17 protein-coding genes are annotated in these 22,650 nt (G+C 68.2%); 7 read left to right on the top strand and 10 right to left on the bottom strand.

The window, feature by feature from the left end:
* Window positions 1-43 precede the first annotated feature (43 nt).
* Complete coding sequence (locus AB5J62_RS13485; RefSeq protein ID WP_370948550.1) at window positions 44-3,415, top strand: carbohydrate-binding protein; 3,372 nt, start codon at window positions 44-46, stop codon at window positions 3,413-3,415.
* A 42-nt stretch (window positions 3,416-3,457) separates the two neighbouring features.
* Here AB5J62_RS13485 and AB5J62_RS13480 read toward each other — a convergent pair whose 3' ends face one another.
* The 5 genes from AB5J62_RS13480 to AB5J62_RS13460 all read right to left on the bottom strand — a co-directional run bounded on the left by AB5J62_RS13480 (window position 3,458) and on the right by AB5J62_RS13460 (window position 7,811).
* The gene (locus AB5J62_RS13480) at window positions 3,458-4,855 is read right to left on the bottom strand and encodes a carboxylesterase/lipase family protein (protein ID WP_370948549.1); all 1,398 of its coding nucleotides are present in this window, start codon (window positions 4,853-4,855) and stop codon (window positions 3,458-3,460) included.
* On the bottom strand, window positions 4,856-6,430 hold the full coding sequence (locus AB5J62_RS13475) for a beta-N-acetylhexosaminidase (protein WP_370948548.1): 1,575 nt from the start codon (window positions 6,428-6,430) through the stop codon (window positions 4,856-4,858). It lies immediately after the preceding gene.
* A 113-nt stretch (window positions 6,431-6,543) separates the two neighbouring features.
* Window positions 6,544-6,714, bottom strand: coding sequence for a hypothetical protein (locus AB5J62_RS13470; protein ID WP_370948547.1), 171 nt, complete (start codon window positions 6,712-6,714; stop codon window positions 6,544-6,546).
* Window positions 6,715-6,784: 70 nt separating this feature from the next.
* Window positions 6,785-7,246 carry a hypothetical protein gene (locus AB5J62_RS13465; protein ID WP_370948546.1) on the bottom strand — a complete coding sequence of 154 codons (462 nt, stop codon included), beginning with the start codon at window positions 7,244-7,246 and terminating at the stop codon, window positions 6,785-6,787.
* Window positions 7,247-7,274: 28 nt separating this feature from the next.
* Entirely contained in the window at window positions 7,275-7,811 is a 537-nt protein-coding gene (locus AB5J62_RS13460) for an SUKH-3 domain-containing protein (RefSeq protein ID WP_370948545.1), read from the bottom strand.
* A 143-nt stretch (window positions 7,812-7,954) separates the two neighbouring features.
* Between AB5J62_RS13460 and AB5J62_RS13455 the strand changes: the two genes are divergently transcribed.
* Window positions 7,955-10,033 (top strand): acyltransferase family protein, encoded by a 2,079-nt coding sequence (locus AB5J62_RS13455; RefSeq protein ID WP_370948544.1) that lies wholly within the window; start codon window positions 7,955-7,957, stop codon window positions 10,031-10,033.
* Between the two features lie 31 nt (window positions 10,034-10,064).
* Window positions 10,065-11,927: a Na+/H+ antiporter gene (locus tag AB5J62_RS13450; protein WP_370948543.1), complete on the top strand. Its 1,863-nt coding sequence runs from the start codon at window positions 10,065-10,067 to the stop codon at window positions 11,925-11,927.
* On the opposite strand, the gene AB5J62_RS13445 is transcribed toward AB5J62_RS13450, so the two are convergent.
* Entirely contained in the window at window positions 11,919-14,090 is a 2,172-nt protein-coding gene (locus AB5J62_RS13445; protein ID WP_370948542.1) for an NACHT domain-containing NTPase, read from the bottom strand. The two genes, AB5J62_RS13450 and AB5J62_RS13445, sit on opposite strands and share 9 nt — an antisense overlap.
* A gap of 60 nt (window positions 14,091-14,150) precedes the next feature.
* Here AB5J62_RS13445 and AB5J62_RS13440 point away from each other — a divergent pair, with 60 nt between their 5' ends.
* Window positions 14,151-14,825 (top strand): histidine phosphatase family protein, encoded by a 675-nt coding sequence (locus AB5J62_RS13440; RefSeq protein WP_370948541.1) that lies wholly within the window; start codon window positions 14,151-14,153, stop codon window positions 14,823-14,825.
* Here the strand turns inward: AB5J62_RS13440 and AB5J62_RS13435 are convergent.
* Entirely contained in the window at window positions 14,822-15,226 is a 405-nt protein-coding gene (locus tag AB5J62_RS13435) for an MmpS family transport accessory protein (RefSeq protein ID WP_370948540.1), read from the bottom strand. The two genes, AB5J62_RS13440 and AB5J62_RS13435, sit on opposite strands and share 4 nt — an antisense overlap.
* A 273-nt stretch (window positions 15,227-15,499) precedes the next feature.
* Window positions 15,500-16,993: an FGGY-family carbohydrate kinase gene (locus AB5J62_RS13430; protein ID WP_370948539.1), complete on the bottom strand. Its 1,494-nt coding sequence runs from the start codon at window positions 16,991-16,993 to the stop codon at window positions 15,500-15,502.
* Between the two features lie 132 nt (window positions 16,994-17,125).
* On the opposite strand from AB5J62_RS13430, the gene AB5J62_RS13425 reads away from it, so the two are divergent.
* From AB5J62_RS13425 to AB5J62_RS13415, 3 genes are all read left to right on the top strand, one after another.
* A complete protein-coding gene (locus tag AB5J62_RS13425) occupies window positions 17,126-18,115 on the top strand; it encodes a LacI family DNA-binding transcriptional regulator (RefSeq protein WP_370948538.1) in 990 nt (329 codons plus the stop codon).
* A gap of 193 nt (window positions 18,116-18,308) precedes the next feature.
* Window positions 18,309-18,890: a DNA-binding protein gene (locus tag AB5J62_RS13420; protein WP_370948537.1), complete on the top strand. Its 582-nt coding sequence runs from the start codon at window positions 18,309-18,311 to the stop codon at window positions 18,888-18,890.
* A gap of 49 nt (window positions 18,891-18,939) precedes the next feature.
* Complete coding sequence (locus tag AB5J62_RS13415; protein WP_370948536.1) at window positions 18,940-19,596, top strand: RES family NAD+ phosphorylase; 657 nt, start codon at window positions 18,940-18,942, stop codon at window positions 19,594-19,596.
* A 49-nt stretch (window positions 19,597-19,645) separates the two neighbouring features.
* Here the strand turns inward: AB5J62_RS13415 and AB5J62_RS13410 are convergent, their stop codons facing one another.
* On the bottom strand, window positions 19,646-21,559 hold the full coding sequence (locus AB5J62_RS13410; RefSeq protein ID WP_370948535.1) for an alpha/beta fold hydrolase: 1,914 nt from the start codon (window positions 21,557-21,559) through the stop codon (window positions 19,646-19,648).
* 34 nt (window positions 21,560-21,593) lie between these two features.
* A complete protein-coding gene (locus AB5J62_RS13405) occupies window positions 21,594-22,568 on the bottom strand; it encodes a TerC family protein (RefSeq protein ID WP_370948534.1) in 975 nt (324 codons plus the stop codon).
* Window positions 22,569-22,650: the final 82 nt, after the last annotated feature.

Below are 22,650 nucleotides of genomic sequence, written 5' to 3'. Positions count from 1 at the left end.
TGTCCCAGGTCCCCCGCCGCCGTGTGCCTGAGGAGGCGCGCTCGTGAAGTTCCGGCAGAGATTCTCTCGAACCCCGATTCGGTTACTGGCGGTGACGACGCTCGTCACCGCCGTCTGCGGCGTGGCCGCCGTCCCGTCAGCCACCGGCCAGACGGCCTCGGCCACGACACTGTCCGTGGCCGCGGACGCGGGAACCGCGACCGCCATCCCCGGCTACCTCATCCAGTCCTCTTCCAAGGTCAGCGACGACTCCGCAGTGACCAAGCCGGGGTTCCCGACGAGCGGCTGGGTGCCGGTCTCGTCCCGGTCGACGGTCTACGCGGGCCTGCTCGCCAACGGCAAGTACCCCGACCCGTTCTATTCGACCAACATGAAGAACGTCAACAAGGCGGACTTCTCGGTGCCGTGGTGGTACCGCGCCGACCTGAACGTGGACTCGACCGACAAGCGCACCTACCTCGACTTCTCCGGCGTGCTGTCCAGGGCGGACGTCTGGGTCAACGGCACGAAGGTGGCGGACTCGGCTCAGGTCAGGGGCGCGTACACCCGCCACGACCTCGACATCACCGCGCAGGTGAAGCAGGGCTCGAACGCGATCGCGCTGAAGATCTACCCGAACAACCCGAACGCCGACCTGACCATGGGCTGGATCGACTGGGCGCAGACCCCGCCGGACCAGAACATGGGCATCGTGCGTGACCTGCTCGTCCGGCGCAGCGGCCCCGTCGCGCTGCGCGGCGCGCACGTCAACACCAAGCTGGCCACGAACCTCGGGCACGCGGACCTGACCACCAAGGTCGACGTCCGCAACGACTCGAGCGCCGCGGTCACCGCGACGGTGTCCGGCACGGTCGCCGGCGTCGCGATCAGCCAGAACGTCTCCTTGGCAGCCAAGGAGAAGAAGACCGTCACGTTCGGCTCGGTCGGCATCGACAACCCGGACGTCTGGTGGCCCGCCGGCATGGGCGGCCAGCACCTGTACGACCTGAACCTGACCGCGAGCGTCGCGGGCGCGGCTTCGGACGTCGCGTCTGACCGCTTCGGCGTGCGTGACATCAAGGCCCCGATCAAGGACAAGGGCCGGTTGTACACGATCAACTTCCGCCCGCTGCTCATCCTCGGCGGCGGCTACTCGCCCGACCTGTTCCTGCGCTGGGACCCGGTCACGGCCAGGGACCGGCTCGCCTACGTGCTCAACATGGGCATGAACACGGTCCGCCTGGAAGGCCACATCGAGCCGGACGAGTTCTTCGACATGGCCGACGAGATGGGCGTGCTGACCATGCCCGGCTGGGAATGCTGCGACAAGTGGGAAGGCGGCAGCGGCGGCGAGAACGGCCAGGCCTGGACCGCGGCCGACCACGTGACCGCGAAGCTCTCGATGACCGGCGAGGCCGAGCGCCTGCGCAACAACCCGAGCGTCATCTCCTTCCACATCGGCAGTGACTTCGCGCCGAACGGCACCATCGAGAAGGAGTACCTGGACGCGATCAACGCGGCCGACTTCACCGTCCCGGTGATCCCGGCTGCCTCGGCGAAGTCCTCGCCGCAGCTGGGCAGCTCCGGCATGAAGATGAACGGCCCGTACGACTACGTGCCGCCGGTGTACTGGTACGACAAGGCGCACGCCGACTCCGGTGGCGCGTGGGGCTTCAACTCCGAGACCAGCGCAGGCGTCGACATCCCGACGATGGACACGCTGAACCGGATGATGTCGGCGAGCGAGCTCGACACCATGTGGAAGAGCCCGTCGACCGCGCAGTACCACCGCTCGCAGTCGTCGACCTTCGCCAACCTGAAGCTGTTCGGCAACGCGCTCAACAGCCGCTACGGCAGCTCGTCGAGCCTGCAGGAATGGGTGAAGAAGGCGCAGCTGGCGCAGTACGAGAACATCCGCGCCGAGTACGAGTCGCACGCGCGGAACTTCACCGACTCGTCGAACCCCTCGACGGGCCTGATCTACTGGATGCTCAACAGCGGCTGGACCTCGCTGCACTGGCAGCTGTTCGACCGCTACATGGACCAGGGCGGCAGCTACTACGGCGCCAAGAAGGCCAACGAGCCGGTCCACATCCAGTACTCGTACGACAACAAGTCGGTCGTGGTGATCAACAAGAACCACGGCACCGCGAGCGGGCTCACCGCCTCGGTCAAGCTGTACAACACCGACGGCACCGAGAAGTTCAGCCAGAACGCGAACGTGTCGGTACCCGGTGACGGCGGCAAGGCCACCGCGCTGACCATCCCGTCGGTCAGCGGCCTGTCGACCACGTACCTGGCGAAGCTGGTGCTCACCGACTCGTCGGGCAAGGAAGTCAGCCGCAACGTCTACTGGCTCTCCTCCGGCACCCAGGACGCGCTGAACTGGGGCGGCACCGACTGGTACTACACCCCGATGTCGGCGTCGGCGAACCTGACCGGCCTGAGCTCGCTGGCGCAGACCTCGGTCTCCGCGAGCGCCAGCTCGACCACCTCGGGTGACACGACCACCACCAAGGTCACCGTGAAGAACACCGGCACCGGCAAGACGCCGGCGTTCTACCTGGACGCCCACGTGGTCGTGGGCAGCACCCCGGTGCTGCCGATCCAGTGGGACGACAACGCGGTCAGCCTGTGGCCCGGCGAGCAGACCACGCTCACCGCGACCTACCGCACGGCCGACCTCAAGGGCGGCTCGCCGTCCGTGCGCGTCACCGGCTACAACACCGCCACGCAGACGGTTCCGGCCGGTGGCGGCGGCGGTGGCGACCAGCAGGCGCCGACCGTGCCCGGTGGGCTGCAGAGCACCGGCGTGACGTCCTCCAGCGTCGCGCTGGCCTGGAACGCCTCGACGGACAACGTGGGTGTCACCGGTTACGACATCTCGGTGAACGGCGCCCCGGCGGGCAGCACCTCCGGCACGACCTTCATCGCGAACGGTCTCGCGGCCAACACCGAGTACGGCTTCACGGTGCGCGCGAAGGACGCGGCGGGCAACGTGTCCGCGTACAGCGCGGAGGTCAAGGCGAAGACCAGCCCCGGTGGTAACCCCGGCACGCCGGTGGACTACCAGGCCGAGGACGCGACGATCGTGAGCGGCGTCGTGGAGTCGAACCACGCCGGGTTCACCGGCAGCGGGTTCGTCAACTACGACAACGCGGTCGGCAGCTCGGTCGAGTGGACGGTCAACGCCGCGGCGGCGGGCACCGCGAACGTGGTGTTCCGGTTCGCGAACGGGACCACGGCCAACCGGCCGATGGACATCTCGGTCAACGGCACGGTGGTGTCGTCGGGGGTCTCGTTCCCCGGCACCGGCGCGTGGACGACCTGGGTGACCAAGACGGTCACGGTCCAGCTCAACGCGGGCGTCAACAAGATCAAGGCGGTGGCCACCACCGCCAACGGTGGCCCCAACGTCGACAAGATCACCGCGTAAAGGCTCGTGAGTGGTATGGCCGGTTAGAACCGGCCATACCACTCACGACCCCAACGCCCAGGTAAGCCGCTGTTCCCGATCAGGATCGTCCACAGTGGACGATTCATTGTCGAAAAGCCTTGTGGTGCGTGATTCTGGAACGTACTCGGGCCAGCCGGGATTTCCGCTCGCGATGAAGCGGACCCAAGCCGTGTGCATCTCGGTCGCCACGGCCTGCAGGCGTTCCCAGTCGGGTGTCCGCGCCCCGAACAGGTACCGCCAGTTCACGTTCCGGATGTCGTCGAACATCAACGCCACGTCCAGCATGTGCGGCGCGCCCATCCCCTTGCCGAACGGCATGATCCGCCAGTCCAGCCGGTACATCCACACAGGACGGTCCTGCGCCTCGGCGAACCTGATCGCCGGTATCCACCAGTCCCCCGCCGTGAACGCGTGCCGCTCGGCGAGTTCCGCCGGCCAGTCCGGCAACAGCTCGCGGTAAGCCGCCCGCGCCGTGGCCAGTTCTTCGGGATTCAGCACGGTCGAGCCGCTGCCGAGCAGCTTCGCGCCACCCCTGGTCAGCATGTGGAACAGGTCCTGCTCGTCATGGTTGGTCCCGATCAGCACCGGAACCTTGGCCTTCACCTCACCGGGCCGCCGAGGCAGCACAGTCCCGTCGACGACCACCCGGTAGGTCACCATCGTCCCCGACGAGACCCCGACCCGTTGCTGCGCGGCGACAATCTGCTCGGCAGGCAACTCACGCAAGTCCCCGCCAGCCTCGGCCTGCACGGCTTCGGCGACCTTCGCGGCCTGGTCCGGAGTGTCCACAACGGACCCGACACCGGTACCGCTCTGAATGATCGCCTGCTTGAACAGCCCGTCGGCGGCGGGCACGGCGAGCAACGTCCCGACGGTCCGCCCGCCGTTCGACTGCCCGCCGAGCGTCACCCTCGCCGGATCACCACCGAACGCGGAAACGTTGTCCCGCACCCATTCCAGCGCCTTGACCTGGTCCAAGGTGGACAGATTCACCTCGGCGATGTCGGGCCGATACAACATCCCCAGCACCCCGAGCCGGTACGCGATGGTCACCACGACGACGCCGTCGCGCGCGAACGCGCTCCCGTCGAACTGGTTCGGCGAGCCCATCACCGCACCGCCGCCGTGAATCCACACCAGCACCGGATAGTGCCCGGGTGCCGCAGGCGCGTAGACGTTCAGATAAAGGCAGTCTTCACTGCCGACGAACCCCTTGCCCGTGAGCGCGGGCTGCGGCGCCATGGGCGGCGGTTCGAGCGCGTCCCGAACCCCCGCCCAAGGCGTTACCGCTTGAGGGGCCCGAAACCGCAGCCCGCCGACGGGCGGCGCGGCATACGGCAGGCCCAGGAAGACCTGGACACCATCGCGTTCCACCCCACGGACGATCCCGTCGGCGAGCTGTCGATCAACAAACGTCACTTACGATCCTGACGGCCAGGTCACCTGAGGCGACTTGTAGTACTTGATGCCCAGCAGCTTCCACAAAGGACCCTGCTGCGCGAGCCGCTTGCTGAACGCCGTCCAGTTGTGCGTGCTCTGCGGCGACCAGCCCAGCTCGGCGAGCCCGACCAGCCGGGGGAACACCATGACCTCGATGTCGCTCATGGTCTTGATCGTCTCGGTCCACAAGGGACCTTCGACACCGGCGACAGCCGACTCCCCGACCCCGCTCAGGTAGGCGCCGGGGTTCCAGTCGTAGGCCTTCTTGACCTCGATCGTGCCCGCCCAGTCGTTACCCGGCGAAGTGCTGCTCGTGTACTTCATGTCCAGGTAAGCGCGGTTCGCCGGCGACATCAGCACCTTGGTGCCGTTGTTCTTGACCGCGTTGGCCACGGCGGTGTTGCTCGTGTTCGTGTCCCAGAACTGCGCGACCGCACCGGCGACCGGCGTCGCGTTCGCGATCTCGTGCCACCCCACCGGCTTCTTGCCGTGCTTGAGCACGATCTGCTGCACCCGGTTGATGAACGCCTTGTAGTCGGCGGGCTTGGTCGACTGCGCCTCGTCCCCGCCGATGTGCAGGTACGGGCCGGGCGTCAGCGCCGCGAGCTGCCCGAGCACGGCGTCCAGGAAGGTGTAGGTGATCTCCTTCGAGGTGCACAGCGAGCTGAACCCGACATCGGTCCCGGTGTACAGCGGCCGAGCCTTGCCGTCACAGTTCAGCTCCGCGTACGAAGCCAGCGCGGCGTTGGTGTGCCCGGGCATGTCGATCTCGGGCACCACGGTGATGTACTTCGACTGCGCGTAGGCGACGATGTCGGCGTAATCGGCCTGCGTGTAGTACCCGCCGGCCCCGCCCCCGACCTGGGTGCTGCCGCCATAGGTGGCAAGCCGTTCCCAGCCGTTGATCATGATCCGCCAGCCCTGGTCATCCGCCAGGTGCAGGTGGAAGTAGTTCAGCTTGTACCGCGCGATCTCATCGATGAACCGCTTCACCTGAGCGACCGTGAAGAAGTGCCGCGCCACATCCAGCATCGCGCTCCGGTACCCGAACCGCGGCTGATCGACGATCTTCCCCCCGGTCAGCTTCCACGGCCCGGCCGTGACGGTGCTCCCCTGCGCCTGCGGCGGGAAGAGCTGCAGCAACGTCTGCGCCCCGGCGAACAACCCGGCCGCCTGGTTCGCCCGCACGGTCACCCCGTTCGCGGTCACGTCGAGCTGGTAGCCCTGGTCCCCCACACTCGCGGGAGCCCCGGACAGCAACAGCTGGATCCCGTCGGCGACGGGCGGGTTGTGCACCGGAATGGCGTACCCGGTCGACTTCCGCAGCGTCGTGGCCAGCTGGTCACCGATGCCCGCCACATCGGTCGAGATCGCGACACTCGACGGCAGCGTGTAGGTCACCCCACTGGTCTGGACCGCGCTGGCCGGCGCCGGGACGAGACTGCTGAACGGAACCGGTCCCGGAGCTGCTGCCGCCATGGTCCCGGAGCCTAACGGCACCGACGTGGCCAGCAGCAGCGCAGCAAGCACGAGCCGCACTCTGGACGAGCTCATAAAGATCCTCCGTGGTTCAGGAAGCTTCCAAGGAGCGAGCTGGGGAGAGTGCGGCGTGCTGTCCCGAAGTCGCTGACCTGATTCAACCAGAGCGGGTAGCCCCGAACCAGGCACTACCGCCCCAGATCCGACTCCGTCTCCATCCGCCTGCCCCGGCGCCGATAGATGCTCAGCATGTTCGCCACCACGACAGTGCCATAGTCGATCACGTACTCCGTGCCCGGCTGGATCATCCCTTCCAGGCCGATCTTTCGGAGTTCCGCCTCCAGCAGTTGCCGTTTCACCGGCGGCTCCGGCATTGGCGTATCCGGCTGCCCCGGATAGCCAAGCCGCATCCGAGGCGTGTTCGGGTTCTCAGTCACCCGGGCCCCCTGTTCTCACTTGTGAACGCAGCTGACGAAGAAGCTCTCCGGCACTCGGCGCCTCGGCCCTCGTCACCCGGCCGATGAGGTCCATGGGCCTGATCTTCCTATTCGCCAGTCTCCCCGTCTCGTCGACGACGACACCGTCGTGCGCTACGCCCGCCGACACCACCACCGCAAGGGACAACAGCTCGTGCACTTCCTCGCCGCGCGAACCGGACTCCGCGAACAAGGTCCAGCATCGCGGGTCTTCAGCGAAATCAGGTCCCGTCTTCGAGACCAAGCAAAACACCGAATCTCCCCAATCGAACCTCGCTGAATCACGTTCTTCCAGCGTGCACCGGGTTTCGTGCTCGCCGAGCATGAACACCGATCGCATGATCAGCGTCGTCACGCGCGCGACGCGCGACAGGTCAGGCTCTTCCGCGCACCAGGCTTCGTACTCAAGAGACATGGCCCACCCTCGAATCAAGGACGATCAATCACGGCTCGGTGAGGAACCCTTTGCCTTGGACCGTGTTCTCGATGAACTCGAGCAGGCTCGTCCCCAGTTTGCCGAAGGTGTAGACGTATCCCCCGTAGAACTGCCCGTCCTCGCCGAGCAGCACGGTCATTTGATCCACCTGCACCAGGCCGATGGGCACCATGCGAACTCCCGCCAGCTCGGAGTGCACCTCGACCCGCCCGCGGTCGGTCTGCCTGCAGGCAAGTCGCACCGAGAAACAGACGGCATCCTGTTCACCCGGCCGTGAAATGGCGAGAAACAGGCCCGAGTACTCCCGCAGGAAGGCGATGGCACCAGGAAAGACCTCGTATCCGGCCATCTCCAGCGCACCCAGGTCGTCAGCGATCCCGACCGAGCGACCCGGCTCCCAGCCTGCCCGCTTGAGCAGCCGTATGGCCGGCCGTTCGTACTCGCTCTTCACGAACCCGCGGTTGTCCTGGCGTGGTTTCCATCCGGGCGGTGGCCAGGGCCGATCCGGCTGCCCCGGATACCCGGGCCGTGTCGACTCGCTCATCGCTGCCCCCTCGTGTCGGACACGGTCGATTCAACCAAAAGGAAACCGCGAATCCCGCGTCCACCAGGCGTCGTCTAAAGTTCCTCCATCGAGTGACGCCTGTTGCTCCAAGCTGGGTCCTTTAAGTCACGAGGAGTAACAGGGTGTCGCTGCTTGTCGAACCAGTGGCTGCTGAGGGACCCACTCGGCCGCGAGCCAAAACGGCTCAGCGCCTCGACATCCAGGGCCTGCGAGCGCTCGCCGTCGGCCTGGTCATCTTCTACCACCTCAGACCCACCTGGCTGCCTGGCGGTTTTGTGGGTGTCGACGTCTTCTTCGTCATCTCGGGTTTTTTGATCATCGGCACGCTGACCAGCGAAATCCGCCGTACCGGTCGCCTCGGCCTGCTCGAGTTCTACGCTCGCCGCCTTCGCCGCCTGGTACCTGCCGCGACAGCCGTGCTGCTCGCCACCGTGGCCGCGACCGTGCTGCTGGCCCCGCTCTCCCGCTGGCCGGATGTGTTCCGCGAGGTCGTCTCGGCCGCGCTGAACGTCCAGAACTGGACGCTGGCGGTCCTGTCCGCCGACTACGCGCACGCCACCGCGACGGCTTCGCCGGTCCAGCATTTCTGGTCGCTGGCGGTCGAAGAGCAGTTCTACCTCGTCATTCCGCTGATCCTGCTGGCCAGCGCCGTACTGGCGACTCGGCGCGGCATGAACCCGGTACGCTGGGCGTTCGGCGCGGTCGTGCTCGTGAGCGTGCTGTCGTTCGCGTTCTCGGTGCTGTTCACCCCGGCCAACCACGGTGCGGCGTACTTCATCACGCCGACCCGGATGTGGGAACTCGGCATCGGCGGGCTGGCCGCGATCGCGCTCCACCGTCTCCGCCTCGGCGGGCTCGCGCAGCTCCTGCTCGGGTGGGGTGGGCTCGCCGCCGTTCTCGTCTCGGCCATGACCTTGACGACCGACATGGCCTTCCCCGGCTGGATCGCCGCGATCCCGACCCTCGGCACGGTCGCCCTCCTGCTCGCGGGTGACGGCGACGAGCACACCTACGCCGAAGTCACGCCGTACTTGAGCGTGCCGCCACTGCGCTACATCGGCGACATCTCCTACAGCCTGTACCTCTGGCACTGGCCGGTCATCGTCTTCCTGCTGGAGCAGTCCGGCGACACCCACCTGAGCGCCGTCCAGGTGCTGATCGCCGCCGCGCTGAGCGTCGCGCTCGCGGCCGCGTCCAAGCGGTTCATCGAAGACCCGTTCCGCAAGCCGAAACGGCGGCGCGTCACCTACCTGATCGGCGTGGCCATGGTCGCGACGAGTGTCGTCGCGGCGACCGTTCCCTGGCACCTGGGCCAGACCAAGCTCGACGACCTGGCCGCCCGGTCCGCGCTCACGAACAAGCACCCCGGCGCCCTCGCGCTGGCCCCCGTCGACCCGAGCCCGGTACTGACCGGCGTCCCGATCGTCCCCGACCCGGCGATCGCCCGTGACGATTTCCCACTGCTCGACCGCCCCGGCTGCGCCAACTACGACTTCAAGAACTCGCTGACCGGCTCCGCGTGCGCCTACGGCAATCCGCAAGCCACGAAGACCGTCGTGCTGCTCGGCGACTCGCACGCGGCGATGTACAGCACGGCGCTCGCCGATTACGTCGGCAAGCACCAGGACTGGCGACTCAAGGTCGTCGTCCGCAACGGCTGCCCGTTCACCGCGAACGCGCCGAGCGAGGCAGGCGTGCTGCTGACCGACTGCTCCGACTTCAACCAGACCGCGCTGGACTCGGTCGTCGCACTGCGCCCGAACCTGGTGATCACGGCGGCCATGTCCCCGCAGTCCTATGTGGAGGATCTGGAGTGGACCTGGCCGTCGCGGTCGGTGCTCGTCGAGGGCTACCGCACGGTGCTGACCCGCCTCAGCGAGGCGGCCATCCCCGTCGCGGTCATCCGGGAGATCCCCCGGCCCGCGCTCAGCGTGCCGCCCTGCCTGCAGCGGAACACCGAACGCACCGCCGCCTGCGACACCAGACGGCATTCGGCCTTCCCTTCGGAGGGTGACCCGCTGGCCGAGGCCGCGGACGGGCTCAACGGCGTCAGAGTCGTCGACATGACGAACTGGGTCTGCGACAGCACGTCCTGCCCGGCGGTGATCGGCAACGTCGTCGTCTACCGCGACAACCACCTGACCAACACCTACGTGCACACGCTGAGCGGCCCGCTCGCCACTGCGCTGGGGCTGCTCTGACCCGGGTGGACTGACCAGCGACAATGACGCCGTGGACATCGCGGCGTTGATCGTTGGGCTGGTTGTGGCCGTTCTGCTGGTCACCACGGCGGCCAGGAGACTCGACTGGCCGGAGCCGCTGTGCTTGATCGCGGTCGGCGTGGCGGTCTCGTACCTGCCGGGTGTGCCAGAGGTGCATCTGGTGCCGGAGGTGGTGCTGCTCGGGCTGCTGCCGCCGCTGCTGTACGCGACCGCGATCCAGACGTCGCTGGTCGACTTCCGGGCGAACCGGGGGCCGATCGCGCTGCTGAGCGTCGGGCTGGTCACGTTCACCACGCTGGCCGTCGGGTTCGTCGCGTGGCTGGTGATACCGGGGTTGCCGCTGGCGGCCGGGTTCGCGATCGGGGCGGTCATCGCGCCGCCGGACGCGGTCGCGGCGACGGCGGTGGCGCGGCGGGTGGGGATGCCGCGCAAGATCGTGCGGCTGCTCGAGGGCGAGAGCCTGGTGAACGACGCGGCGGCGCTGGTGGCGTTGCGGACCGCGATCGCGGGTATCGCGGGGTCGGTGACGTTGTGGCAGATCGGGGGCGACTTCCTGCGGGCCGCCGGGGTGGGGATCCTGATCGGGCTGGTGGTCGGGTTCGTCGCGGCGATGATCCGGACGCGGCTCGAAGACGCGGTCACCGATACCGCGCTCTCGCTGGCGGTGCCGTTCATCGCCTACCTGTCGGCCGAGGCGATCCATGGCTCCGGCGTGCTGGCGGTGGTGCTCGCCGGGCTGATACTCGGGCACAAGGCGCCGGAAATGCTGTCCGGGTCGTCGCGGCTGGCGAGCAAGCTGAACTGGCAGACGATCCAGTTCCTGCTGGAGAACATGGTCTTCCTGCTGATCGGACTCCAGGTTCGGCCGATTCTCGCCGAGGTCGCGCGTGGTGACCTCAGTGGCTGGCAGTTGACGGTGATCTGCTCGGCGATCCTGCTGGTGACGATCTTGACGCGTGCGGTGTGGATGTTCGGGATCGCGTCGGCGCGAAGGCTTTTCCGGCTGAAGGCGTGGCGGTGGTCGTACTCGGCGGTCGTCGCCTGGGCAGGTATGCGCGGGGTCGTCACGCTCGCGGCCGCTTTCGTGCTGCCCGACGACACGCCTCAGCGGGCCGTGCTGGTGCTGGCCGCTTTCGTGGTGGTGGCCGGAACGCTGGTGCTGCAAGGAAGTTCGCTCCCCTGGCTGGTGCGCAAGTTGAAGCTGCCCGCGCCCGATCCTGCCGAGGACGCGCTGCAGGAGGCCGCGCTCATCAACGCCATGTCCCACACGGCGCTCGCCAAGCTGGAGGAAGCCAAGAGGCCGGAGGACCCGCCCGAGGTTCTCGAACGGCTGCGTGACCGAATGCGGCATCGCACCGACTCGGCGTGGGAACGCCTTGGCACACAAGGATCTCTGGAGGAGACGCCCAGCAGCGCCTACCGGCGGCTGCGGCTGGAAATGATGGAGGCCGAGCGCAAGTACTTCGTGGAGGCGCGCAACGCGGGCAAGGCCGACGACGAGGTGCTCCGGCGGGTGCTGGAGCGACTGGACATCGAAGAGTCCATGTTGGACCGTGCGAAGGAGGAAGCTCCTTTGGCAGAGGACAGGGAACTTCGGACGCCTGCGGCCACCGCGGGGTCGTGCAAGCACCTCGGCCACGCTTGGCGCGAGGTCGATCCGTCGTCGGAGGACCAGTGCGCGGCCTGTGTCGAGGACGGAATGACCTGGGTCCATCTGCGCATGTGTCTCAAGTGCGGCAACGTCGCCTGCTGCGACTCGTCCATCGGCAAGCACGCGACCCGGCACTTCCAGGACACGCTGCACCCGGTCATGCGCAGCTTCGAGCCGGGCGAGACTTGGCGATGGTGTTTCGTCGACAAGCAACTAGGCTAGGTGGTCCTGGAATTCGGCGTGGCGGAACTGATAGATCGGACCGACCGCGCGCAGCAGGCCGATCCGGTGCGCGTCGTCCAAAAAGGACATGAGATCGCGCGGTAACAGGCCTTCGTCCGCCAGCTTGCGGGTGGCGATGAGATAGGCGGGCCAAGCGCGATGGTGGCCGGTGAAGACGGCGAGCAACCCGGCGGCGAGCCCGAAGATGGCCGCCGCGATCGAGCCGATCAGCACGCCGGTCCGGACACCGCTGGACAGACCGGCGATCACCGCGAACGAGAGGCCCGCCGTGCCACCGCCGACCAGCACACCGGCGGCGACGCGGAACACGGTGAGCGTCCGGTCGCGCCGCCAGCTTTCCCATGGCGTGCCGGACTTCTTGGTCTGGCTGGGGGTTTCCGACCAGGTGATCACGTTGACGGTGAACCTGAAAGCGAGCCAGCCGACCACGCAAAGGGTGGCGACATACACGAATCCACCGAAGGCCACGCCGTCCCTCACCTCCAGCAGCTCTCGCAGCCCGATGAGCATCGCGAGGCTGACGATCAAGCCCGCCAGGGCGATCCACGTCGTCTTGCCCAGCGAAACAGCGAGTCCACCGGCCCGCCCTCGTAAGCGGAGATCGGCGAAACCGGGTTCGTCGTCCGCCCATCGCCCAGCGGAAAACCACGCCACGAGCCCGACCAGCGCCGCCACCGCGCCGCCCGTGGTGAGGCCGCTCGTCAGGCCGACCGAGTGACCGAACACGCGGCCCAGCGGCCACCCGAACGCCACGCCGACCCCCGTCCCGAGCGACAGACCGAACCCGGCCGCCAGCGTCAAGCGCGTCCAGCGGGCGACGGCGCCGATCTGCCGGGCCAGCCGCCACCAGGCGAAGTCGCGCGTGCCCGCGAGATAGGTGGCGAGATAGCTCAGCCAGTGGTTCACTTGCGCCGGGTCGTAGTGTCGCCGCGGCCGGAACAGGTCGTCGGGATTGTCGCTGGGCGTACGCGTCGCGACGAGCGCGTCGACGAGATGGTCGAACAGATGCGCGCGCAGGTCCTCCGCCGTGGCGAACTCGTCGAGCAGCGTCACGGGATCGGCGCCGGGGGTGATGTACACGGCGCGGATCAGCCACAACCCGAGCGCCGTGCTGGTGGTCGACGCCAACGCCGAGCCGGGGTCGCCGGTTCGCAGCTCCCGCAACACCTTCTCCCAGTCTGGGCCGGCGACCGACGGCAGGCACCGCCGCAGATAGCCGGCCGCGGCGGCGGGGGTGAGCGGATCGGGTTCGACGACGAGCGCCGAGGTCACCACGTCGCCGACCGCGCGGACCGCGTCGGCGAACTCCTCGGTGCGGCTGGTGAGGACCAGCTGATCGTCGCCGCCGAGTGAGCGGTTGAGCGCCGCGATGACGTTGGCCCGCGTGTGCTCCGGGAGTTCGTCGAGCCCGTCGAGCACCGGCAGGACCTGCGCGCGGACGGTGAGTTCGTCGGCCATGCCGGAACCCAGTTCGGGGGCGCGCAACGCCGGATAGTCCTGGGCGAGGCGGGTGCTGATCCACTGATGCAGCCGTGGATGAGCGACGGTGTCCCAGCCCGCGACGGACACCAGCACGGGCACCGGCTGCTCGGGCTTCCTGGTGGCGAGCAGGTGCCGCACCAGCTGCACGGCCAGCGTGGTCTTGCCGGTGCCCGCGGCGCCGAGGATGACCAGGCGTGGCCGCCGCAGCGCGCGGAACCGGCCTGCCAGCTCGGCGATCTCGTCGCTGGCCGCGGTGAACAGCATGAGCGGCTCGGTGCTGATGCCCGCCGGGTTGTCCATGATCTCGCCGCGCGCCGTGACCTGCCATTGGATCGGCATCGGGTCCGGGTCGTCGAGTGAGCGGAGCACGGCCTCGTCACGCCACTGGGCCGCGACCGCGTCCGCGAGTACCTCTTTCGCGGCGGCCAGCCGCACGGCCAGCGCCGCGGCGGGTACGGATGGACGCCGCAGTTGCCAGAACAGCGCGACCAGCGCGGGCACGGCGAACACCAGCGAGACCACCTGGGCGACGTTCGCCGCGGTCTGCAGGCCGTTGTCTCCCCGCCAGGCCATCGCCACCACGGCCAGTCCGCCCGTCACCAGCAGCAGCCCCGCCGTCACGGCGATGCCACGCCGTCTCCCGCTGTCACGACTCGTCACAGCAACGGGGACGCTGACGGACCGGTCCGCGTTACTGGCGGGCTGGGTTAGCGTGGAGCCGTGACTAACGAGGTCGAATACCGCCAGCACCGCTTCGTCCCGCCACCAGGCTCGACCGAGATCTTCCTGATCCGGCACGGTGAATCCGCGCCTGCCCGGCTCGACACGCCGTTCGACATGGTCGAGGGCCAGGGCGACCCCGATCTGGCGCCCGAGGGCCGTGACCACGCCGAGCGCGTCGGCAAGCGGATGGCCGACGAGCGGCTCGACGCCCTCTACGTCACGTCACTGCGCCGGACCGTGCAGACGGCCGCGCCGCTCGCCGCCGCGCTGGGCATGACGCCGCGGCTGGAGACCGGGCTCACCGAGGTCCACCTCGGCGACTGGGAGGGCGGGCTGTTTCGCAAGCACACCAGCGAAAATCACCCCATCGCCCAGCAGCTGTGGGAAGAGCAGCGCTGGGAAGTCATCCCCGGCGCCGAGAAGATGGACGCGTTCGCCGCGCGGTGCCGGGCCGGGATCGACCGGATCCACGCCGCGCATCCGGACCAGCGCGTCGCCGCGTTCACGCACGGCGGGGTGATCGGCGAGGTGTTCCGGCAGGCGGCCAAGTCGGAGCCGTTCGCGTTCCTCGGCGCGGACAACGGGTCGATCTCACATCTGGTGGTGCTCGGTGATGTGTGGATCATCCGGCGTTTCAACGACACCGGGCATCTGCTGGCCCCGCTGGGCTAACGCGCGCAAGTCACCATCGGCTGATCTCCGGTGCTTTCGTTCTCGCTGACGACCTGATCGTCGACGACGATGCGGCACCGGAGTTTGCCATTTTTCTTACCCTGCGCGGAAACGCTGTAGAACTCGGATCCGCCTTCGACACCGGTGCGCTGGAACGACTTCGACCACGGTGTCGCCGCTTCGCGTTCCTGCACGATGGCGGCGCCCTGCGCGACGTAGGTGATGTTGCGCGCGCCGTGCTCACCGGAGAGCTCGTACCTCACCGCGTGCGTGACGTTGCGCGCGACCGCGACCATCGGCTCGACCACGGGCGGCTGCGGGTTCGGCTCGGCGTTGCGCCTGCCGTCCGGCATGAACTGAGCGGCGACCGCCACCGCGACGACGACGAGTCCCAAAACCACTACCGCAGTACCGAGCGGCTTCAGAGAACCACGCGGTTCCGGCACCGTTGCCGGCGGTGTCGCGGTAGGTCCACCCATCCTGAGCTCTTCTCCCGCTAGAGCGCGCTTCCGCTGAGCACGTCGCCTGTTTTTCGCGACGGCGTCACCCGGCGTTACCCGCGAACCGTTAGAAAATTCAACATTCACCCTTTCGGGCGGCCGCTTGAGGTCACCCATAGTAGTGAATCCGTGACGTTCCCTGTCTACTGCCCCCAATACCGGCCAGTGAAACATTCACCCTGTCGAGTTTTGCCGCTCAGCGAGAAAATGCGCCACTTCCACAGTGGACGAGTACAGCGCGCGGTAGTGCGGATAGAACTCGTCGTACGCCGCGCGGCGCCGCGGGTCCGGCTCGACCATGGACCGCACGGGGTTCCACGCGGCGATGTCCGGCTCCAGCCCGACCGCGACCGCCGCGAGCAGCGCGTCGCCGAGCGCGGCGCCGATCGTCTCGACCGGCACCTGCTGCTCCATGCCCGTCACGTCGCTGACGATCTGCGTCCACAGCCCGCCCTGGGTGCCGCCGCCGACCGCGACCAGCCGCCCGGCCTGGCCACCGGAAGCACTCATGGCCTCGAGGTTGTGCCGCACGCCGTACGCGATTCCTTCCAGCGCCGCGCGATACAGCTCCGCACGCCCGTGCCCGAGCGTCAGCCCGGCGATGACGCCGCGCGCGTCTGGATCGAACAAGGGTGTCCGCTCGCCCGCGAAGTAAGGCAGCATCAGCAATCCACGGCTGCCGGCGGGCACACCGGCCGCCTCGCCGACGAGCGCGGCGTAGTCGGAGCCGACGAGTTTGCGCAGCCAGTCGGTGATCGAACCCGACGTCGCCATTCCCGCTGCCAGCGAGTACGTGCCGGGGAACGCGCCCTGCGTGGTCCAGAGCCCGGTGTGCGGCCGCGGGTCGGCCAGCACCTGGATCAGGAACATCGTGGTGCCGTACATGACCATCGTGTCGCCGGGGTCGCGCACGCCGACCGAAGCCGCCTCGGCCCAGGCGTCGACGGTGCCTGCGGTGACCGGAAGCCCCTGGGGCAAACCGGTTTCCGAAGCGGCGGCCGCGCTGACCGTGCCGACGACCTCGGTCGGCCAGGCGAGCCTGGGCAGTTCGATGCCGGGCGCGACGCGTGCCGCCCAGTCGTGGGCCCAGTCACCGGCACGCAGGTCGTACATCGGATCGCATTGGCTGGCGGAGTGATGATCGAGCACGTATTCCCCGGTGAGCCGGTGCACCAGATACGAACTTGCCATCAGAAACAGCGATGCGCGACCGAAAACGTCGGGTTCGTGGCGCGCGAGCCACCGCCACTTCGGCCCGACCGCCTGCGAGGACAGCGCGGTGCCCGCGCGGTCCACAATGGACTCTGCGCCGAGTTCCGCGGTGAGCTCGGCGATTTCCACGCCGGCCCTGGTGTCGACGCCGTAAAGGATCGCGGGGCGCAGCGGCTTTCCCGACGCGTCGGCTGCCAGCAGCACCGGTCCGATCCCGCTCACCGCGACACCGGCGAGCGGCCTGTCCTCGGCCGCGGGGACGAGTTCCCTGCTCAGCGCCAGGAAATCCGCCCACCACACCTGTTCCGCGTCGTGCTCGAAGTGCCCCGGCCGCGGTGAGGAAGTCTCATGCGGCACGCTCGCCCGCGCCAGGATTTTGCCGCTCGCGTCGGCAAGAACGCCCTTGGAGCTGGAAGTCCCGATGTCGATGCCCAGCACCAGGCCCGCTTCAGCCACTCGACTTTCTCCCCCGCCGGTCGTCTTGATCACATCGTAGTCACAGGAACACGAATCGGTGAATAAGCCGCATGGGTGGCCGGGTTATCCTCTCGCCGACGGCCCCGCGCGGGGCGAAGATGGGAGGTCGCGGTGGCGACCATCAGTGACGTGGCGGCGAGGGCGGGTGTGTCCACGGCCACCGTGTCCAGAGCGCTGAACGGGAAGTCCACTGTGGATCCCGAGCTCGCGGCCAGGGTCCAGGCCGCCGCGACGGAACTCGGCTATCACCCGAACAGCCTGGCCCGTAACCTGCGCCGCCAGGAGACGGCGGTGCTCGCGCTGATCATCGCGGACGTCGAAAACCCGTTCTTCACCGCGATCGCGCGTGGCTTCGAGGACATCGCGCAGACGGCGGGCTACTCGGTGGTGCTGTGCAACACCGACGAGAACGAAGAGAAGGAACGCCGCTACATCAACGTCGCGTTGCAGGAACGCGTCGCCGGTGTGGTGCTTTCGCCGAGCAGCGCGTCGACCGACGTCAAGTCACTGCGCGACCGCGGCACCCCGATCGTCGCGGTGGACCGCCCGCTGCCCGGCGGCATCGGCGACCAGGTGCTCGTCGACAGCCGTCGCGCCGCGCACACCGCGGCCAAGCACCTGCTGGACAACGGTTACCGCCGCATCGCCTGCGTGACCGGCCCGTCCGGGATCCGGACGGCCGACGAGCGGCTCGCGGGCTACCAGGACGCGTTGCGCGAAGCGGGCCTGAGCAACGACTTGTTCCGCCACGCGGAATACCGGGCGGGCGGCGCACGCCTGCCCGCGCTCGAACTGCTCGACAGCCCGCAGCCGCCGGACGCGCTCATCGCGGCCAACAGCATGATCGCGCTCGACGTGCTGCAGGCGCTCGCCGAGCGGAAGCTGCGGCCAGGCCGCGACATCGGCGTCGTGACGTTCGATGATCCGACGTGGGCCAAGCTCATCGACCCGCCGCTGACCGTGATGGCCCAGCCCGCCTACGACATCGGCGCGATCGCCGCGCGGATGCTGCTGGACCGCATCGCCGACAACAGCCTGGCGCCCGCGTCGAGGATGCTGGAGGCCTCACTGGTGCAGCGCGCGAGCTCCCGCCGGACCTGATCACTCGTCCGGGTGACCGTGGGAAAGCAACGCACTGCGGACCCTGGACAACGTTGCCCGATGAGGTCAAACTGACTCATCTTCCCTACCCCGCGTGTTTGATTATGTGCTCTCTGTGTCGATCTCTGGTGAATTCACCCACAGATGGGGCACGAAACCGCACGAACCCGCACAACGGGGTTAGAGTGGGTAGATGTCAGTCGCGCTCGAGAACGTACTCGCCAAGGCCGGGCTCAAAGTGGACGCAACCGAGTTCCTCACGCTCGTCGAGGACGCCGCTCGGAAACTGTCCCCGCCGAATCCCGACCCCTCGCGCTACTTCTCGGCCGACCAGCGCGCCTCACTGACCGACGTCGGCCTCGACCTCTCCCCCGCCGGCGAGAACGAGCCGGACGCCCGCGCCAAGACCGTCGCCGCGCACGCCGTGCTCGCCGAATCAGCGCTCACCGTCCTCGAAGCCGCCCGCGCGCTGGGCGTCGACGACAGCCGCATCCGCCACCGCCTCAAGGAAGGCAGGCTCACCGGCTGGAAGGACCAGGGCTGGCGCCTGCCGTCATGGCAGTTCACCGGTTCCGGCGTGCTGCCGGGCCTCGAAGTCGTGCTCGCGGCGTTGCCGGAAGACCAGCCCGCCCTGGTCGTGGCCGCTTTCATGAGCACGCCCCAGTCCGACCTGGTGATCAACTCCCAGCCGGCTACTCCGCGTCAATGGCTCCTTTCCGGTGGTGACCCTGAAGCGGTCGCGCGCCTGATCGCTACGCTCGGCACGCCCTTCTAGGCTGTAGCCAGAGCAAGATCACCGAGACAGGACGGACGAACCCAAGCGAATGGCCCGGCTTCCCCTGCCGCCTGCGCGCGCTGTCCTGGTCAACGAGCTGCATCGCACCCAGGACGTGGTGCAGGTGCACCCGCAGACCAGGATGGTCAGGATCTTCACCGCGAACGGCCGCCACCCCCAGCAGTGGAACACGTTCCGCTACACCGGCCCGCTCCCGCACGGCCGGTTCGACCAGCAGCGCCCCGGCCGCGACGGCGGTCCCGTCACCGACCCCGGCAACGGCGTGCTGTACTTCGGCCTGTCCGTGCGCACCGCGATCGCCGAGGTCTTCCAGACCACGTCGACGGTCGACCGCAAGAGCCGAGGCCCCCGCCTGGTCATCGTCCGCCCGACGCGCACCCTGAACCTGCTCGACCTGTCCGGCCTCTGGCCCACCCGCGTCGGCGCCTCCCAGGAGATCTCCAGCGGCCCGAAGAAGATCACCCAGGCCTGGGCCCGCGCGATCCGCACGGCCTTCGGCGACCTCGACGGCCTGTGGTACCGCTCGTCCATGGACTCCGGCGACCCGGCCATGTGCCTGTGGGACCCGCCGGGCGGCGCGGCACTGCCGGTCGCTCCGGACATCCTGCTCCCGCTGGACCACCCCGGCCTGGACGTACCACTGGGCCGCGTCTGCCAAGAGCTGAACTACACCCTGCTGAACTGAGGTCGTGAGTGTTTAGACCGGTTAGAACCGGCCGTACCACTCACGACCCCTAGGCCAGGTGCTTGTTCCACCAGTCGAGCACGGCGTGGAACCGCTCCACCCGGTGCCGGGGGTTCCCCGAGCGCGTCAGCTCATGCCCCTCGCCGGGGAACAGCAGCATCTCCGTCTCCGCGCCGCGCGACTTCAGCGCGACGTACATGCGTTGCGCCTGCTCCAGCGGGCAGCGCCAGTCGTGCTCCGAGTGCACCACGCAGAACGGGATGTCGATCCGGTCGGCGTAGGTCAGCGGGCTCCTGGCTCGCTGGACTTCGGGGTCAGGGCCGACGTAGGCCTCGGCGAAGAACCAGCCGATGTCCGAGCTGCCGACGAAGGAGTCCCAGGCGTTGACGGCGCGCTCGCTCCAGGCGGCGCGGAAACGCGAGCCGTGGTGGGCCGCGAGCCAGCCGGTCATGTAGCCGCCGTACGAGCCGCCCATCACGCCGACGCGCGCGGCGTCGAGGTCCGGTGACTCCAACGCGGCGTCGAGGAAGGCGATGAGGTCGTCGGCGTCGACCGTGCCCATGGCGTTGACGATGGACTGGCCGTGGCTTTGGCCGTAGCTGGACGAGCCGCGGGGGTTCGCGAGCAGGACCGCGTAGCCGGCGGCGGCGCAGACCTGGGCTTCGTCGAACAGGGACCATTCGTACGGGGCGAACGGTCCACCGTGGACCATCAGGATGACCGGGTGCGGGCCTTCGCCTTCGGGTTTGACGACCCAGCCGTGGACGGGGTAACCGTCCGGGGCGACCCCGGTCAGCTCCTCCAGCGGGCGAATTCCCTTGTCGCGCAACGGCTTCGCGTAGTCGGTCAGTACGCGGGGCGCGGCGCCGTCGAGCAGCACGACCTCGCCGTAGGTGGAGGGGGTGGAGATCACGGCGGCCACGGTGGACCCGTGGACGGCGAAGGCGCGGACCGCGGCGCGCTCGCCCGCGATCACCCGGAGCTTGTCGAGCGGGACCTCGGCCGCGTCGCGGGAGACCGCGACGAGCTGGGACTCGCCCCTGGTGCGGACGACGAAGTAGACCTCGTCGCCGACGATGACGGGCGGGCCCGCCGCCACGTCGCCGTCGACCGTCTCGATCTCGGTCACCAAGCGGGGTCCGCCGCCCGACGAGGGCTGCACCCAGAGTGCGTTGTTGCGGGCTACGTCGAGGTTGCCGGGGAATTCCGAGCCGTAGAACCAGATCGAGCCGTCCGGGGCGACGGTGGGCTTCATCGCCGTTCCGGAGCTGCGGGTCACCAACCGCGGTTCGCCGCCCGCAGCCGGGATGGCGTAGAGGTCGAGGCGTGCGGTGTCGACCGCCCAATCGCGAGGCGCGGACACGATCAGCAAGGCGCCGTCGGGGGTCCATGCCGGGTCGTCGACGTCGACGGCCGCGTCGGTCAGTGTCGACAGCTCGCCGGACTCGGTGTCCACAACGAACAGTCTTTGTGGACGGTCGCGCAGGAAGCCGACGTCGTCGACCCGGTAGTACAGCGTGGTGATCCGGCGGGGCGACTCGCCCTCGGCCTTTTCACCGTCGGCGCGGGGAACGCCGTACCGGCCGAGCTCGGCGACCCTTGCGGTGAAGGCGATCCGCCGCGAATCCGGCGCCCACACGGGTGCGCCGGCGCCGAGCGCGAGCGAGGTGAGGCGCCGGGCTTCGCCGCCGGCCGAAGGCATGACGTGGAGCTGGGGCCTCGCGTCCGATCCGGACTCGGTGCGCAGGAACGCGACCCACCGGCCATCGGGTGAGATGGCCGGTGCGGAGTCGCGTTCGCCGTGTGTCCACGCGCTTTCCGAGCCGTCGAGACCGATCCGGCGGATACCCCCACGATAACCGTCGCTCTTGAGATCCGGCCGGGAAACCGCGGCCAGCAGCAGGTCACCGTGCAGTGCGGGGGTACCGGGGACCGTCAGGTATTGGATGTCTTCAGGACGCACAATGCCGACGGTACCCGATAGTTAGCACTTCTAACTACCGAACGCTGACGCCGTTCTCTTCAGCCTGCTCGTCGCGCTTGGCCTTGGCCAAGCTGGCCACCGTGGTCACGGTCAACACCACGACGATCACGCCGAGGGAGACCCAGTTGTTGATGTCCAGCCAGTCCGGCACCACGTGGTACTCGTGCAGCGCGTGCAGGAACAGCTTCGCGCCGATGAAACCGAGGATGATCGCCAGCCCGTAGGACAGGTAGACCAGCTTGGTGACCAGGCCGCCGAGCAGGAAGTACAGCTGGCGCAGGCCCATCAGCGCGAACGCGTTGGCGGTGAACACCAGGAAGGCCTCTTGGGTGATGCCGAAGATCGCCGGGATCGAGTCGACCGCGAAGAGCAGGTCCGCGCTGCCGATGGCGACGATGACCACGAACATCGGGGTGATGTAGCGCTTGCCGTCCTTCTTCACGAAGGACTTGTGGCCGTGGTAGTCGTCGGTCACCGGGAAGAGCTTGCGCACCCAGCGGGTGAGCGCGTTCTCGTGGTACTCCTCTTCGTCGTCCTTGCTGCGGACCATGCTGACGGCCGTCCACACGAGCACGGCGCCGAAGAGGAAGAACACCCAGACGAACTGCGCTATCAGCGCGGCGCCGATGGCGATGAACGCGCTGCGCATGATCAGCGCGAGCAGTATCCCGATCAGCAGCACCCGGTGCTGGTGGATGGCGGGCACCTTGAACGACGCCATGATGATCATGAAGATGAACAGGTTGTCGACGCTCAGCGAGTATTCCGTGATGTACCCGGTGATGAACTCGATCGCGGGCTGGTGCCCGGCGAAGAACCAGAGTCCGGCGAAGAACAGCAGCGCGCAGGAGATATAGAAGACGACCCACTTGGCCGCTTCCTTGGTGGTCACCTCGTGCGGCTTGCGGTCGACGATCACCAGGTCGACCGCGATGAGAGCCAGCAGGCCGACGACGGTGACGATCCATAGCCACAGGGGAACGAACATGAAACCCAACCTCCGGATAGCGCGCAGCAGCAACTAACCGGAGGTCTCTTCCGCCGGTTGACCACCGGCCGACGGTGCCGGG

This window comes from Amycolatopsis sp. cg5 (assembly GCF_041346955.1).
Classification (GTDB): Bacteria; Actinomycetota; Actinomycetes; order Mycobacteriales; family Pseudonocardiaceae; genus Amycolatopsis.
Note: the sequence above shows the minus strand (reverse complement) of the source record. Positions and strands in the feature narration are given on the sequence as shown.